Origin of the sequence: Paraburkholderia rhynchosiae (genome assembly GCF_002879865.1) — a bacterium.
Lineage (GTDB): Bacteria > Pseudomonadota > Gammaproteobacteria > Burkholderiales > Burkholderiaceae > Paraburkholderia > Paraburkholderia rhynchosiae.
Window position 1 is genome coordinate 128,050 of record NZ_PNXY01000007.1, and the last position, 13,738, is coordinate 141,787.

The window sequence follows — 13,738 nt, forward strand, 5'->3', positions numbered from 1 at the left end:
GTCGATCGTCGCCGGCCACGAAGCTGGGCGTTAATCCAAGGTTACGGCGCAGAATTGAGAAACTTTATGTAAGGATTTTCTGAAACTTATGCGAGTAGATCATCCTTTAAGGGCGACTCGGATGTAGCACCGAGCGGCTGCTGTATCGCGTGAACCGACTCCTGACGACTGCCTCTTTACGGCTCGCATTGGGCGAATGTAAGAAAACGTAAGTCTCCGAAACTTGTCAGTGAGACTCTCACACAAGCGTTTAAATTTGTCTACGGAAAGCCGGATAGGGCTGAATGATCTTGCATTATTTAACAATTAAACAACGGCAAAACGCATAACCTCGCATCGCGCGGCGCGCCATCTTCCCATTTGTGTCTTCATCGTGACAACGCGCGCGAACGGCCCCTTTTTTTCTCCTGTTGGCCCAGAGCGTGTCAAAACGTCTGGCCACAAAGAATGGACAACAGCTGTATCGGCGGCGGTCGCGGTAAGTGAATTGCGGGAACGCAAACGTCAAATCAAAGCCGCACAAAATGAAGTCGGTGCACTAATGCTCCGTGACCTAACTGAAACCGAAAGCACCTTTATTTCGCGGCATTGCCTTCCGGCTCGCCCCCGACAAAAGCAACAAACTCCTATCCGACCTGGCCAACGCTCGCGGAGAGCCGCGACTCGAAGACGAATCCCTGATTCTTTTCCACATCGACGGCTACCAGCGGCCCGACCATATCGGGCAGCACACACACATTCCCATTTGCGGGAAGGCCGACTGATGTTGATGGCGCACCGGTTTGTGTCTTATTGTTCGCGGACCTCGCAATCCGGCTATTGGAACTTGAGTTCCTGCGAGGGGCAGATGGCGAACTGCAAGGCCCGGACCGGACAACGCTGCAGATAGTTCCAAAGCCCTCACCAGTTGAAAGGCACTTCCTAGTCCCGCACCGACGCGCGCAATTGCACCTCCGTGCACGGACTAGGACCACACCTCGCCTGACCACCGTCGGGCGACGCGCGCTAAACTCCACTTCTCATCCCAACATCCCGCTCGAGCCCCAACCTTGACCATCCGCATCCGCCCCGCCACCACCTCCGACGCCCCGCTAATCCTTCGCTTCATTACCGAACTCGCGGTGTACGAAAGGGCAGAGCACGAAGTCCTCGCCACCGTCGAAGACATCGAAGCGAGCCTCTTTTCCGCCGCCTCCACCGCGAAGGCGCTCATCTGCGAACTGAACGGCGAGCCCATCGGCTTTTGCGTCTACTTCTTCTCATACTCGACGTGGCTGGGCAAACAAGGCCTCTATCTGGAAGACCTCTACGTATCGCCGAAATCGCGCGGCACCGGCGCGGGCAAACAGATGTTGCGCCACCTCGCGACCATCGCGTGCGACACCGGCTGCGGCCGCTTCGAATGGAGCGTGCTCGACTGGAACGCGCCGGCAATCGGCTTCTATGAATCGATCGGCGCAAGCGCGCAAAGCGAATGGGTTCGTTACCGGCTGGCTGGCGACGCGCTCAAGGCATTTGCGGCAGGCGACACTTCGAACGCTTCGCCTGTCGCGAAAAACGTTCCGCCGGCGACGTAATGGCACGTGCGAAGACCGGGATCGTCGCCGAAATGCCAGCGGTTGTTCGAGTACACGCGACTGTCCGCGTACGCCGCCACCACTTCGCCGATGATCAGATCGTGCCGCTGACTGTCGTCGGGAACCACCCTGCATTCCATCCACGTGATGCAGCCGGCTAGCATCGGCACTTCGATTTTTTCGGCGGCGAATGTTTCGAGTTCAAAGGCCGAAAACTTGTCGAGTTCGAGCCCCGCGTTGCTGCCCACGGCCAGCGTCTGCGCAGCAAATTTGCGGCTCGGCAATTGCAGCCCGAACACGCCGCTCGCTTCGATCAATTGCCGCGTGAGCGTGCGACTGTCTACCACGACAACCACCTTCGGCGGGTCGAAGTCGAGCGGCATCGCCCACGAAGCCGCCATCACGTTCGAGCGGCCCTCATGCGCGCTCGTGATGATCGTGACCGGTCCATGATTGAGTAACTGCGTGGCGCGCGGCAATGCCACGGGTTCCCGCGTAACTTTCATATTTTGCTTTTGCCCGAAGGTCTGGTTGGTCAGGGCGGCAACCCGCGAGCCGCCGCCCTTCCATGCATCAATGCGGCGCTTTACCGTTGGGGACGGCGTCCCCCGGCTTATGCTGCTCCTCGCTTAGCGCGGGGAAAAACGCGTTCCATGCGGCTCGTACGCCCTCCGCCGCCGTGGCCTCAGCATTGATCGGTTCGTCGCCGGCTGCGCTCTCCGCTGCGGATCCTGTCTCGGCGTCGGCCGCTTCGACGTGGCTTTTACCCTCGCCCTCACCCGCCTGCGATGGATCGGCGGACAGGCCGCGCCAGTGCGTGAACGCGTCCATCGGCTTGTCGGTCCATTCACCCTCGCCGAATTTTGCAAATGCCGTGTCCCCGCTCTTCAGTTGCACCTCGTACCAGCCGTCGCGCGCGGGCGAGTGAGCGGCCAGTTCAAACCACGGGGTCGGTTCGATTTCCTTCATGTCATCTCCACTCGGATAAATCGTCATAGATAACCACACCAAAGGATGCTTCATGCCCGGACCGAACAGCCGTCCGGCGAGCGCGCACCGGACGGCGCGCGGAACATGATGCGGGCGATCCGTCGACGTCGCATGTTCAGGATCGCCGCGCATAAACGACACGATAGCGCGACATGGGCCGCGCGGACAAACGCAAAAACTTACGCGCGACGCAGGCGCGGTTTTCCGCTCGCTGGAACCATTCCGGCAACGAGTTCGGCCAATATGCGGACAGCCGGCGCCAGCGCCTCTGCGCCGGTATTGCCATAGCCAATCACAAGGCCGTTGGCCCCGGCGCGCCGCTCCAGCGTGAAGCCAGACAGCGCGCGTGGACTGAGGCCTTTCGCGAACGCGCGTTCGGTGAGCGCCTGGTCGTCGATGTCGGCAGCGAGGCGCAGCGTCAAATGCATGCCGCAGTCGCCGCCCAGAATCTCTGACGACGCGAAGTGCTCAGTAAGTGCTTCGCGCAGCGCCTGCTGCCGCTCGCGATACAGCCGTCGCATGCGTCCAAGGTGCCGCCCGAATTCGCCGCTCTCCATGAAATGCGCGAGCGCAAGCTGCTCCAGCCGATGCCCGCCGCGCAGCATCTCGTGCAACGCGACGCCGACGTGCGCGGCGATCGCGCGCGGCAGCACGACAAAGCCGATGCGCAGCGCCGGAAACATCGTCTTGCTGAAGGAGCCGACGTATAGAACCGGCGCGTCCTCGACAAGTCCCTGCATGCTCGCGATCGGTTCGCCGGCGTAGCGGAATTCGCCGTCGTAATCGTCCTCGATCAGCCATGCGCCGCAGCGGCGCGCTTCGGCGATCAGTTCAAGACGCCGCGCCACCGACAACACCGCGCCCGTCGGATACTGATGTGCGGGCGACGTGTAGATCAGCTTCGGCGGATACGCGCGCCACGCGCCGGGCGGAACCGACATGCCTTCGGCATCCACGGGCATCGGCAAAGTCGTCAGATCGCCCTGGTTGAAGGCCGCTTTGGCGCCGCGATAGCCGGGGTCCTCGATCCACGCGAGGTCGCCGGGATTGGTAAAGAGCCGCACGCAGAGATTAAGCGCCTCCTGCGCGCCCTCGGTGATCACCACCTGCGAGCCCTCGCAGCGCACGCCGCGCGCCATGCGCAGATGCGCGGCAATGGCGTCGCGCAACGCCGGTTCGCCGCTCGGCGTGCCGTAGCCGAGCGCGAGTGGCAAGGCGCGTTCCATCGAACGTTCGAGCGCGCGCCGCCAGGCGGCCAGCGGGAAGCGGTCCAGCGCGGGCGTGCCGGGCGTCAGGGGCAAGGTGGCATCGACATGTGTGCGCGTCGCCGTGAACTGGCCGATGCGCGCCGCGTACGCCACTTCCGGCGCGGCGGACTGCGTCGGCGGCTCGCCACGCGCAGTGGTACTCGACAGTGGGCTCACGCGCGTCCCCTTTTTGTCGGCCACCACATAGCCGACCGCCGCCAGATGCTCATACGCGATGACCACGGTGTTGCGCGACACGCCCATCTCCGCCGCGAGCAGGCGCGACGACGGCAGCAGCGATCCCGCCGGCAAGCGGCCGCCGAGAATGGCCTGCTGCAATCGTCCGGTCAATTGTTTCTGCAGCGGCGCGGGTTTCTGTGCGCGGCCGACGCCAAGGTTTGCGGCCGTATGAGCAAGCGGGCCAATAATCTCGATCATGACGGCTGGACCTATCGAATGAGGTTCTGGTGGATCTTTTTAACATACCACGCTTGCCGTATCGTTCTTGATGTTCGCTGTGATCAACGCAACGATGACCAACCACACCAGGAGTGCAAACATGGAACCCCGCCGTAATGCGTTCGAACAGCCGATCGGAGCGCCGCTGCCCGACTGGAGCGGCGCGCAGCCACCTGCCCGCACGTCGCTCGCGGGCCGCTATTGCCGGATAGAACCGGTGAGCGTCGAAGCCCACGCGGCGGATCTGTTCGAGGCCTACAACTCGGCGGCCGATGGGCGCGACTGGACGTATCTGGCAATCGGGCCGTTTGAGAGCGTCGACGCATATCGCGAGCATCTGACGCGCATCGCCGCATTGGCCGATCCGCTGCACTACGCGGTGATCGACCTCGCGAGCGGCAAGGCGGTCGGCACGCTGGCGCTGATGCGCATCGACGCTGCCAACGGTGTGATCGAAGTGGGGCACGTCACGTATTCGCCGCGTCTGAAGCGAACGCGCGTGGCGACCGACGCCATGTTTCTGCTGATGAAGTATGTGTTCGATGAGCTCGGCTACCGGCGCTTCGAATGGAAATGCGATTCGCTGAACGAGCCGTCGCGCGCGGCGGCGTTGCGCTATGGCTTCACATTCGAGGGAATCTTCCGTCAGGCGATTGTGTATCGTCAGCGCAGTCGCGATACCGCGTGGTTTTCAGTTATCGACAGCGAATGGCCCGCGCTGCGTGCGAGCTATACGCGTTGGCTTGATGACGCCAACTTCGATGCGCAAGGGCGGCAGGTTCAACGGCTAGCGGATCTGATCGCGCAGCAGAGGGCGGCGGCAAACGAAGCTTGGTGATAAGCAGGAGAAACCGCGTGAGCCGCCCGCGCCGGCTCACTTCGTCGTCGCGCCAGCCATGCGCCGTAGCACGATGGTCGGCTCGCCTTTGTAGGTGGTGCGAAGCTGCTCGCAATGACCGGCGTAGCGCAGCAGACGTGCCCACACTTCTTCGCGCGTAAAAGGCTTGCCGCCGATATAGCGGATCACCTCGGGATCGGACCACATTGTGTAGCTTTCGAGGAAGTCGTCGCGGGTGTGGGGGCGCAGCGCGAGGCGGTTGGTGGTGAGGATGGGGGGAGTGGGCATTGTTGGAGACGAGTATTAGCGGGCGAGGAATGAGCTTCGTGTTGCTTGCTGCTTCAGCGATCATTGGACCATCTTACGGCATGAGGCTCTGTCCTTGCGTGGCCTGTCGGTCCGTGCATCCACGTACTACGGATCCCTAAATAATATTATCTCGCCCGCTCTTCGAAGGGAAGGCGTCGCGCCTGAACCGGAACGGCGAAGCACAACGCCCCCACCGAACGCGGGCTTTTCCATCCTCCTCCCTTCACACGCTAAGATTGAGGCCGTCGGGCCTATGCGCCGCCCGGATACGACATAAAAGTTTGCCTCGGAGAATGTGATGTCTGAAGAGTATGAAGTGCATGGTCCGCACGACCATGCCGTGCAGCACGCTGGTCACCACGACGCCGACTCTTTCGGGAGCCGCATGGCCGTGATAACGGCGGTCCTGGCGACTATCGGCGCACTATGCGCCTATCAGAGCGGCAACAGCGAGAACCTCGCGCTCTACTACAAGAACGAAGCCGCGATCAAAAAGACCGAGGCGTCGAACCAGTGGAATTACTACCAGGCCAAGGGCGAGAAACAGAATCTCGCGGAACTCGGCGCGGCGCTGTCGCCGGGTAATAGCGACGCGCATACGAAATTCGTCGCTGACGTCGACAAGTACAAGCAGCAGAAAGAGCCGATCCGCGCGAAGGCTGAGGCGATCGAAAAGGAAGTGCTCGACAACGACGCGAAGAGCGAAGCGCTGTTGCATGGCCATCATCGCTGGGCACAGGCGACCACGTTGATCCAGGTCGCCATCGCTCTGTGCGCGATCACCTTACTTACGCGTAAGAAGTGGCTCCGCAATCTGTCGTTCGTGGTCGCGGCGGCGGGTGTCGCGCTCGGCGCACTAGCATTTTTCTCGGCTTGACGGGAGCTTCGCGTGATCGATAGTTCCGCCGTTCTCGGCGTGTTTTCCGTGTATGTGGCCGGCGTCGTCATTCCCGGTCCGAACTTTGTTGCCGTTGCGCACAAGGCCGCATCCGCCACGCGCATTGAAGCGCTCGCCGTGGTCGCCGGCATCGTGCTCGTCAATCTGTTCTGGGCGAGTTGCGCAATTCTCGGCGTCGGCATTGTGTTCGCGGCTTTTCCGTGGCTCGCGTTCGCCGTGAAAGTCGCGGGTGCCGCTTATCTGATTTGGTTCGGAGGAAAGCTGATCGTCAATGCGTCGGCACGCAAGCCGCAACAGAGCGCGCAGGCGCCGGCCGGCAGCGTCCGGCAAGCGTTCGCACAAGGCTTCGCGACCAATATCGCGAATCCAAAATCGGTCGCGTTTTTTGCGGCGGTGTTTTCGTCGGCTGCGCCGCCGCATGAGAGCGTCGGCACCTTTGCGGCGATGCTCGGCATGGTGTTCGTCGTGGCGAGCAGTTGGTACGGCTTCGTCGCGCTGACGTTGTCGCAGGCGCGCATCGCGTCGGCGTACCGGCGCAGCAAGGCGTGGATCGACCGCGTATGCGGCGGCCTGATCGTCGCGTTGGGTGTGCGGCAGTTCATCCGATAACGCCTTCGATACCGCCGTTGATAGCGCGTCCGATAGCGCCGGTTCGCGCGCGCCGGGTCTATGCGCGGTTTATGCGCACAAAGTAATGCCGCCTACGGCATCACCGAGCGCGCGCGTTCGAGCAGCAATTCACGTTCGCGCGCGTTGCGCGTCATCGCGGCAGCGCGTTCGAATTCCGCGCGCGCCTCATCCATGCGACCGAGTTTGGCCAGCAGATCGCCGCGCACGCTCGGCAACCAGTGATAGTTCGCGAGTGCTGCGTCGGTGGCGAGTGCGTCGGCGATGTCAAGGCCCGCCGCCGGCCCGAACGCCATGCCCACCGCCACCGCGCGATTCAGCTCGACCACCGGCGACGGCGCCACCTGCGCAAGCGCGTCGTATAACGCGACAATCCGCGTCCAGTCGGTTTCTTCCGCGCGATGTGCGCGGGCATGACAAGCAGCCAGCGCGGCCTGCAACGCATACGGCCCGCTCGCGCCGCCAAGCGCATGCGCGATGTTGAGCGCCGCGAGCCCGCGACGGATCAGAAGCGGGTCCCAACGGCTCCGGTCCTGATCAAGCAGCAGAACCGGGCGGCCCCGTGCATCGGTGCGCGCATGCGTGCGCGACGCCTGAATTTCCATCAACGCGACGAGGCCGTGCACTTCGCTTTCGTCGGGCACTTGACCGCTGAGCACGCGCCCGAGCCGCAGCGCTTCCTCGCAAAGCGCCGGGCGCATCCAGTCGTCGCCGGCTGTGGCAGAGTAGCCTTCGTTGAAAATCAGATAGATCACTTGCAGCACCGACGCAAGCCGCGGCGCGCGAGCCGCAGCCTGTGGCACTTCGAACGGCACTTTCGCCGCCGACAGTGTGCGCTTCGCGCGCACGATGCGTTGCGCGATGGTCGGCTCCGGCACGAGAAACGCGCGTGCAATTTCGTCTGTCGTCAGACCGCCGAGAAGACGCAGCGTGAGCGCAACGCGTGCGTCGGTGGACAGCACCGGGTGGCATGCGGTGAACACGAGCCGCAGCAGATCGTCGCCGATATCGTCGGCCCGCGCGGCATCGAGCGCATCGACAAAATCCGGCACGAGATGCGCCTCCAGCGTGTCGAGATCGTGACTGAGTTCTTCACGCTTGCGAGCGTGCAGCGCTTCCTGTCGCAAGCGGTCGAGCGCGCGGTTCTTTGCAGTCGTCATCAGCCACGCTCCGGGATTGTCGGGCACGCCCGCGTCCGGCCAATGTTCGAGCGCGGCGACGAGCGCGTCTTGCGCCAGTTCCTCAGCGAGCCCGACGTCGCGCACCATCCGTGCGACGTGGGCGATGACCTTGGCGGATTCGATCCGCCAGACTGCCTCGATCGCACGATGAGTGGCCGGTTTCGTCACAGAGTCAGCCCGCCGCCTTGGCGTTCGGGTCCATGTAGATGAGCTCCCAGATATGCCCGTCGATGTCTTCGAAACCGTGGCCGTACATGAAGCCGTAGTCTTGCGGCGCGCGCGGCGCCGTTCCGCCAGCGGCGAGCGCTTTGGCGACAAGTGCGTCGACCTCCCCGCGGCTTTCGCACGACAGGCCCACGAGCGCTTCGGTGCTTTCCTTCGGATCGCAAAGCGACTTGCGCGTGAACGACTTGAACAGGTCCTTGACCAGCAGCATCGCGTAAAGGTTTTCACCGAGGATCAAACACGCTGCCTGCTCGTTGGTGAATTGCTGATCGAAGCTGAAGCCGAGCGCGCTGAAAAATGCCTTCGACCGTTCCAGATTATCGACGGCGAGATTGACGAAAATTTGCTTGTGCATGATGGAATCCAATCATCGATTTGCGCGAAATCAGCGCCGGCCCGCGTCCAGTTCACGGAAGCGCTCGAGTTCCGTACTCGGCTCGAAATCGTCGAGTTCGTACAGCTGCCGCACTTCGATTTCGCCATCAGCCTGTTCGCCAAACGGCGCGGGAAAGCGCCGCGCCCATTCCATCGCTTCCTCACGCGAGCGTACCTGGATCAGCGTATAGCCGGCGATCAATTCCTTCGTTTCCGTAAACGGGCCGTCGATCACCGAACGCTCGCCGCCGCTATAGCGAATGCGCCAGCCTTTGGAACTCGGCTGCAAGCCCGTGGCATCGAGCAAGACGCCAGCCTTCGCCAGTTCTTCGTGGTACGCGCCCATCGCGGCCATCAGGGATGCTTCGGGCATGTCGCCCGCTTCGCTTGCGGCAGTCGCCTTCACCAGGATCATGAATCGCATCGCCGTTACTCCTATCGTCGTCAAGTTGTGAGTTAGGAGCCGGCGCGTTTGCCGGCTCTTATTCACACGACGAGCAATGCGCGAGCGAATCGACACATAGCTTGCGCTACCTGGGGAAAACCCCGAGCAGAGAACTGTCGATATCTTATGTGAAGCACGGACCGAGCTTGCGTACTTCGACGGTGCACCACGTTGCCGCCGGACAGGCTTGCGCAATCGCCACGGCTTCCTCGCGCGAATCGCAATCGAGCAGGAAGAAGCCGCCGATCATTTCCTTCGCTTCGGCGAACGGGCCGTCGAGCAATTTTGGCTGACTGTCGCGCACCTGGACGCGCACGGCGTCGCGAGAAGAAGTGAGCGATTCGGCCGCCAGCAGTTTGCCGCGCTCTTTGAGGTCGGCGGCGAAACGCACCATCTGGCCGTACACTTCGCGGCCCTTCGCTTCGCCGCGCTCGATGCGTTGTTCGGGGGGTTCGACGATAAGCAGCATATAAGACATGACGTCTCCATTGAATTACGCTGCGGACCGACGCCCGGCAGTCGTACGACGGCGATAAACGCGCTCGCGGTGAGCGGGAGAAAACCAGTCTAACAAGCGCGGATCGTTCCGGTAAACCTCATCCGGCGGGCAGGCGGCGGCTGGTCGTGCGGTCTTACGGAGACTCGTAATAACGGCGCGGCGTGTGGGGTTTACTTTTGCAGCGCGACCCGATGACGGTGGTTCGAATTTCGTCTGCGCCCGAGCAATCATGGCCATCGTCGCGAACTTCGCTGACTGGCTGAGTGCATCGATTAACCATCGCCGAAACGAAAAACGCCCCGTGGGGCGTTTCTTGTTTGTGGACGGCTCTGCGGTTCAGAGCACCGCTTCGGCGATCGCCTTTGTCCTCGCAGACCGCATCAAGCCTTCAATCATGCGCGCCTGTGCGCTTGCGATCTCGCTCAACGAGGCGACCGACAGTTGTCCGTCGAGAATCGCGAGCGCCGTGCAGAGGCGCGCGTATTCGTTCTCGTCGAGCGTCCATGCGCCAGTCCGCTGCTCACGGATGTCCAGTTGAACCATGGCAGCATGCCCCCTCTGAACGTCAGCGAGAACGTCTTCGCCGAGGCCGAGGCGCGCAAGCTCCTGCGACACCAGCAAATGCCGGCTCAACATCACGTGGAGATCGCGTGAGCCGTGGCCGTGCTGGAACGCGTCGAGCGCGGCGTAACACTGCAGAAGCATCGCGGCGGTGACCGGCTCATGAGCAGTACGGCTATAGGCCAGTGCACGCAACAGTGGAGACATGGCCGGCGGATTGTGTTTGCGGACTCGCGATTTACTGGACATAGGGTTCAACCTCCTTCGCTAACTCCCGGCTTCGTCACCGGATCGGTGTGACTTCCGGCGACGAATGCCGCCGATGCGCCGGCGGCTCGACAGGCCTCTAATGTGAGTCTGTGCAAGCATGATGGCAAGTCAATATTAAGACCGGCTTAAAGAGCGAAAATCCTGCTCCTCTACCGCATCGACGAAAAAAAACCCTGTTCCCGCGAGAGAACAGGGCCGGACAGGATGGAAGAGTCGTGCTTGCGCGTGGATGCTCGCCGACCTGTGACCATCAAAACAGATAAAGCTGTTGCTACTTGTGTTGCTGCTGCGAAGACTTTCGTTGCTATTTCAACTGCTACCGCTACCGCTACCGCTACTGCTACTGCTACTGCCAAAACGGTTGTTGCTGCTTCACCTTCCACTGCGCCATTTGCATTGCTTCTACTTCCTACTGCTTTACTGCGCTGCCGCGTGGACCACCGCGGCAAACTGCCATCAACGGTACGGTTCAAAACAACGCGGGGAAGACCGCGTCGATGGGCTCGGTGATTTGTCGCTCCATGGAAAAGAGTGTATGCGAGCGACCGCTCAGGCAATTGGGCAAAAGGAAGGGATTTGCCGCGCCAGTTTGACGAATCGGCGTAACAACGGCGTAACAATCGGGGCAAATGCGAGGGACGAATTCGAGAGAAGAATTCAGGAACGTCTGGCAGGCAAAGCGGCAACGACGAAACGAGCGACGGTGCAATCACGCGTCGCTCGCATGATGTTCAGCGCAAGTAAAGCAGGCAAGACGTCACGCGGACGTGCCGCATGAACTCACCAACCGGCATCAACCCGACATCAGCCACGCGCGGCAAAATCGCTGATCGTCAGCAGGACTTTTTCGCCCGGACGCGCCAGCATTTTTCTTTCGGCGACGGCAGTGATGCGTTTGCGGCCATCGGCGAAAGTCTTCAGCATGCGATCTTCAGCGGCGCCGCGTTGCAGCCAGAAGTGCTGCTCCAGCGCTTCGCGCGTAACGGCGCATTCGAGGTCCCGTCCTCGCGCCGAAAGCAGGAAAATCACCGCGCGTCCGTCTGCCGAGACGCTAGGTTCAAGCTCGATAATCTCCATAGCCCACCTCGCAAAGTTGGTTATGCCGTCCGCCGGGTTGAACGAACGACACCGAACAAAACTGAACAGACTCGCAAACCAGCATCCGTCTTTCGGCTGATGAATCCGCTACTGCGCCGTCGCCACGTCCATCGTAAGCGAACGTAAAGATATGTGCATGTCGGCATGAGCAGGCGGCGACGACAACGCGCGCGCGTGCGTGGGCCCGAGCGTGCCCGCCGGACCGCCGAGCCATTGCGAGCGTTTCACACAGAAGTCATGCAATAGCGTACTCAAGCTTTCGGATATCGCGTGTGTCCCGCCGCGCACTTCGCGCGACGCGGACGCAATCGCCAACCAGGAATGCGGCGGCCGAAGTTCATGGCGCACCACGCCACGTGAAGCGGCGAAACGCAGGCAACCTGTGTCGGGGTAGAAGACGAGCGTCATCGCATCGCCATCTGTTGCGCGCGTCAGGATCTGTGGTCGCGTGTTCAGCATTGTTCGTTTTTTGCCAGGTGGCGCCGTTCGCCGGTGGTTCGGCGTATCGCGTGCATGGTCTCGAACCCGCACGCGTGGAAATTCGCGGGTTAGGCAAAAGCAAGGCACATGCCAATCCGGATAAAACGCATGGCGCTCGTGGTCGCTTGAGCGACATAAACGGGAGAGGAAACGTGATCTGCGAGCAGCAAACATCGGCGGCGCCTGATGCATCGCGGCTAAAGTCGCTGGAGGGCATGTTGCTTCCCACCGCCTGGCAAACTGCAACGTGCGCCCGTTCAGTGCAGAAGCCGGCGCGCTCAATCGGCGTTGCATGGTAAAAACGCGCTGTGAGCGTGACAATTCGCGCCCATTCTTACTAGCCGACCACGTGTCCGATTCCGCCACGTCATGTCCGATTACGACCCGACGATTATCCTGCGTCCCGCGCTCGCAGACGACGAACCCTTCCTCTTCGAACTGCGCAAGGCGACCATGACCGAGCACTTGGCCCATGTCGGCGAAGCCGCGGACGACGCCGAGCATCGCGCGCGTTTGCTGCATCGTTATGACGCGGCGCGTGTTATTTCTGTCGATGGCATGCGTGCCGGTTTGCTCAAAGCGCATCGTACCGATACCGAATGGGTGGTTGTTCAATTTCAGATCACGCCTGCGCTGCAAGGGCGCGGCATCGGCAAAAGCGCGTTGCGCACGTTGCTGCGCGCCGCCGACGCCGATGCGTTGCCCGTCGCGCTGAGGGTGCTCAAAGGCAATCGCGCGCGGCGCCTTTATGAGCGCCTGGGCTTCAAAATCGCAGGCGAAGATGAACGACAGTTTCACATGAGACGCGCGCCTGGCGCGTCGGCGGAAACTGAAGCAGAATGAATGGCGGATAACGACTGACGCACCACGGACCTACCATGACTTTTCGCGACACCTCCGCGATTCAAAGCTGGCACGCGCACGTTTATTTCGACTCAACGACGCGAGACAGCGCCTGGACTTTTCGCGAGCAGATCGAAGCACACTGGAATGGCAAGCTGCAAATGGGCCGCTTTCACGAACGCCCGGTCGGGCCGCATCCGATGTGGTCGTATCAGATGGCGTTCGCTCACGAGCAGTTCGCCGACATCATTGGCTGGCTCACGCTCAACCACGGCGCGCTCGATATCTTCGTGCATCCGAATACCGGCGACGCATTGCGCGATCACCGCGACGCCGCGCTATGGGTCGGCCGCTCGCACGAACTGGTGCTCGATGCGTTGATCTGACGAATCTGCGCAGCCGCGCGTCGCTTACATATTCGTGTACGAACTGCACCAGCCGCGGGCGGCGACCTGTTTATCGCCGAACAAAGTGCAGCCGCCGAACGCATCGGTGGCCTTGCCCTGAAACAGCGAACATGTGCCGCAAGTTTGTCCCGCTGCGTACTGTGGAAACTTCGCTTTGTCGACCTTCGACGCGTCCTCTTTATAACCGAGCGCTTGCGCTTGCGGGTCGGCCTCGCTGAGTGTATTCGCGCCGGCGGCGAATGCCGCGCGAGACAGCACGAGCGATGAACCCGCGCTTACGCAAACGCTCATCAACAGAAAATGGCGGCGCGATGTTTTCATTTTTTCACTCGCATGGTGGAAGTGGGGTGCGCTTGAATTGCAGGCGCTTTCTATTCGCAGACGGGCAATGCAACGATTCTAGCCCCAA

At 61.6% G+C, this 13,738-nt stretch carries 17 protein-coding genes and 1 pseudogene; 6 read left to right on the forward strand and 12 right to left on the reverse strand.

Annotated features, from left to right (window positions below; translation table 11 throughout):
- Positions 1-1,049 precede the first annotated feature (1,049 nt).
- Entirely contained in the window at positions 1,050-1,577 is a 528-nt protein-coding gene (locus C0Z16_RS12260) for a GNAT family N-acetyltransferase (protein WP_102632419.1), read from the forward strand.
- Here C0Z16_RS12260 and C0Z16_RS12265 read toward each other — a convergent pair.
- The 3 genes from C0Z16_RS12265 to pdxR form a co-directional block, all read right to left on the reverse strand.
- On the reverse strand, positions 1,484-2,083 hold the full coding sequence (locus C0Z16_RS12265; RefSeq protein ID WP_102632420.1) for a flavin reductase family protein: 600 nt from the start codon (positions 2,081-2,083) through the stop codon (positions 1,484-1,486). The genes C0Z16_RS12260 and C0Z16_RS12265 overlap by 94 nt on opposite strands.
- Before the next feature lie 67 nt (positions 2,084-2,150).
- Positions 2,151-2,546 (reverse strand): hypothetical protein, encoded by a 396-nt coding sequence (locus C0Z16_RS12270; RefSeq protein WP_167403513.1) that lies wholly within the window; start codon positions 2,544-2,546, stop codon positions 2,151-2,153.
- 200 nt (positions 2,547-2,746) lie between these two features.
- A complete protein-coding gene (gene pdxR, locus C0Z16_RS12275) occupies positions 2,747-4,252 on the reverse strand; it encodes a MocR-like pyridoxine biosynthesis transcription factor PdxR (protein ID WP_102632421.1) in 1,506 nt (501 codons plus the stop codon).
- Positions 4,253-4,373: 121 nt separating this feature from the next.
- Here pdxR and C0Z16_RS12280 point away from each other — a divergent pair, with 121 nt between their 5' ends.
- Positions 4,374-5,111, forward strand: a complete 738-nt coding sequence (locus C0Z16_RS12280) for a GNAT family N-acetyltransferase (protein WP_102632422.1) — start codon at positions 4,374-4,376, stop codon at positions 5,109-5,111.
- 114 nt (positions 5,112-5,225) lie between these two features.
- Here the strand turns inward: C0Z16_RS12280 and C0Z16_RS12285 are convergent.
- A pseudogene (locus tag C0Z16_RS12285) lies at positions 5,226-5,399 on the reverse strand (GNAT family N-acetyltransferase); the annotation flags it as partial.
- A 319-nt stretch (positions 5,400-5,718) separates the two neighbouring features.
- Here C0Z16_RS12285 and C0Z16_RS12290 point away from each other — a divergent pair.
- Together C0Z16_RS12290 and C0Z16_RS12295 are read left to right on the forward strand one after the other, a co-directional pair.
- Positions 5,719-6,297: a DUF4337 domain-containing protein gene (locus tag C0Z16_RS12290; protein WP_102632423.1), complete on the forward strand. Its 579-nt coding sequence runs from the start codon at positions 5,719-5,721 to the stop codon at positions 6,295-6,297.
- A gap of 12 nt (positions 6,298-6,309) precedes the next feature.
- Positions 6,310-6,927 (forward strand): LysE family translocator, encoded by a 618-nt coding sequence (locus C0Z16_RS12295; protein WP_102632424.1) that lies wholly within the window; start codon positions 6,310-6,312, stop codon positions 6,925-6,927.
- 92 nt (positions 6,928-7,019) lie between these two features.
- On the opposite strand, the gene C0Z16_RS12300 is transcribed toward C0Z16_RS12295, so the two are convergent.
- The 7 genes from C0Z16_RS12300 to C0Z16_RS12330 all read right to left on the reverse strand — a co-directional run bounded on the left by C0Z16_RS12300 (position 7,020) and on the right by C0Z16_RS12330 (position 12,007).
- On the reverse strand, positions 7,020-8,294 hold the full coding sequence (locus tag C0Z16_RS12300; protein WP_102632425.1) for an RNA polymerase sigma factor: 1,275 nt from the start codon (positions 8,292-8,294) through the stop codon (positions 7,020-7,022).
- A 4-nt stretch (positions 8,295-8,298) separates the two neighbouring features.
- On the reverse strand, positions 8,299-8,706 hold the full coding sequence (locus tag C0Z16_RS12305) for a VOC family protein (RefSeq protein ID WP_102632426.1): 408 nt from the start codon (positions 8,704-8,706) through the stop codon (positions 8,299-8,301).
- Between the two features lie 30 nt (positions 8,707-8,736).
- The gene (locus tag C0Z16_RS12310) at positions 8,737-9,150 is read right to left on the reverse strand and encodes a YciI family protein (RefSeq protein ID WP_102632427.1); all 414 of its coding nucleotides are present in this window, start codon (positions 9,148-9,150) and stop codon (positions 8,737-8,739) included.
- Positions 9,151-9,295: 145 nt separating this feature from the next.
- Positions 9,296-9,649 (reverse strand): YciI family protein, encoded by a 354-nt coding sequence (locus C0Z16_RS12315; RefSeq protein ID WP_102632428.1) that lies wholly within the window; start codon positions 9,647-9,649, stop codon positions 9,296-9,298.
- 357 nt (positions 9,650-10,006) lie between these two features.
- On the reverse strand, positions 10,007-10,480 hold the full coding sequence (locus C0Z16_RS12320; protein ID WP_102632429.1) for a hypothetical protein: 474 nt from the start codon (positions 10,478-10,480) through the stop codon (positions 10,007-10,009).
- Positions 10,481-11,305: 825 nt separating this feature from the next.
- Positions 11,306-11,578, reverse strand: coding sequence for a DUF1488 family protein (locus tag C0Z16_RS12325; RefSeq protein ID WP_102632430.1), 273 nt, complete (start codon positions 11,576-11,578; stop codon positions 11,306-11,308).
- A 108-nt stretch (positions 11,579-11,686) separates the two neighbouring features.
- Positions 11,687-12,007, reverse strand: coding sequence for a hypothetical protein (locus C0Z16_RS12330; RefSeq protein ID WP_244201224.1), 321 nt, complete (start codon positions 12,005-12,007; stop codon positions 11,687-11,689).
- A gap of 441 nt (positions 12,008-12,448) precedes the next feature.
- Between C0Z16_RS12330 and C0Z16_RS12340 the strand changes: the two genes are divergently transcribed.
- Both C0Z16_RS12340 and C0Z16_RS12345 read left to right on the forward strand, forming a co-directional pair.
- The gene (locus C0Z16_RS12340) at positions 12,449-12,922 is read left to right on the forward strand and encodes a GNAT family N-acetyltransferase (protein WP_102632433.1); all 474 of its coding nucleotides are present in this window, start codon (positions 12,449-12,451) and stop codon (positions 12,920-12,922) included.
- A 35-nt stretch (positions 12,923-12,957) separates the two neighbouring features.
- On the forward strand, positions 12,958-13,308 hold the full coding sequence (locus C0Z16_RS12345; RefSeq protein ID WP_102632434.1) for a DOPA 4,5-dioxygenase family protein: 351 nt from the start codon (positions 12,958-12,960) through the stop codon (positions 13,306-13,308).
- A 24-nt stretch (positions 13,309-13,332) separates the two neighbouring features.
- Here C0Z16_RS12345 and C0Z16_RS12350 read toward each other — a convergent pair whose 3' ends face one another.
- Positions 13,333-13,650 (reverse strand): high-potential iron-sulfur protein, encoded by a 318-nt coding sequence (locus C0Z16_RS12350; RefSeq protein WP_102632435.1) that lies wholly within the window; start codon positions 13,648-13,650, stop codon positions 13,333-13,335.
- Positions 13,651-13,738 lie beyond the last annotated feature (88 nt).

Coding starts and splice junctions, on each gene's coding strand:
- C0Z16_RS12330 (WP_244201224.1), bottom strand. CDS start 12,007: ATGACGCTCGTCTTCTACCCCGACACAGGTTGCCTGCGTTTCGCCGCT.
- C0Z16_RS12305 (WP_102632426.1), bottom strand. CDS start 8,706: ATGCACAAGCAAATTTTCGTCAATCTCGCCGTCGATAATCTGGAACGG.
- C0Z16_RS12350 (WP_102632435.1), bottom strand. CDS start 13,650: ATGAAAACATCGCGCCGCCATTTTCTGTTGATGAGCGTTTGCGTAAGC.
- C0Z16_RS12290 (WP_102632423.1), top strand. CDS start 5,719: ATGTCTGAAGAGTATGAAGTGCATGGTCCGCACGACCATGCCGTGCAG.
- C0Z16_RS12340 (WP_102632433.1), top strand. CDS start 12,449: ATGTCCGATTACGACCCGACGATTATCCTGCGTCCCGCGCTCGCAGAC.
- C0Z16_RS12315 (WP_102632428.1), bottom strand. CDS start 9,649: ATGTCTTATATGCTGCTTATCGTCGAACCCCCCGAACAACGCATCGAG.
- C0Z16_RS12310 (WP_102632427.1), bottom strand. CDS start 9,150: ATGCGATTCATGATCCTGGTGAAGGCGACTGCCGCAAGCGAAGCGGGC.
- C0Z16_RS12325 (WP_102632430.1), bottom strand. CDS start 11,578: ATGGAGATTATCGAGCTTGAACCTAGCGTCTCGGCAGACGGACGCGCG.
- C0Z16_RS12265 (WP_102632420.1), bottom strand. CDS start 2,083: ATGAAAGTTACGCGGGAACCCGTGGCATTGCCGCGCGCCACGCAGTTA.
- C0Z16_RS12270 (WP_167403513.1), bottom strand. CDS start 2,546: ATGAAGGAAATCGAACCGACCCCGTGGTTTGAACTGGCCGCTCACTCG.
- C0Z16_RS12280 (WP_102632422.1), top strand. CDS start 4,374: ATGGAACCCCGCCGTAATGCGTTCGAACAGCCGATCGGAGCGCCGCTG.
- C0Z16_RS12320 (WP_102632429.1), bottom strand. CDS start 10,480: ATGTCCAGTAAATCGCGAGTCCGCAAACACAATCCGCCGGCCATGTCT.
- pdxR (WP_102632421.1), bottom strand. CDS start 4,252: ATGATCGAGATTATTGGCCCGCTTGCTCATACGGCCGCAAACCTTGGC.
- C0Z16_RS12345 (WP_102632434.1), top strand. CDS start 12,958: ATGACTTTTCGCGACACCTCCGCGATTCAAAGCTGGCACGCGCACGTT.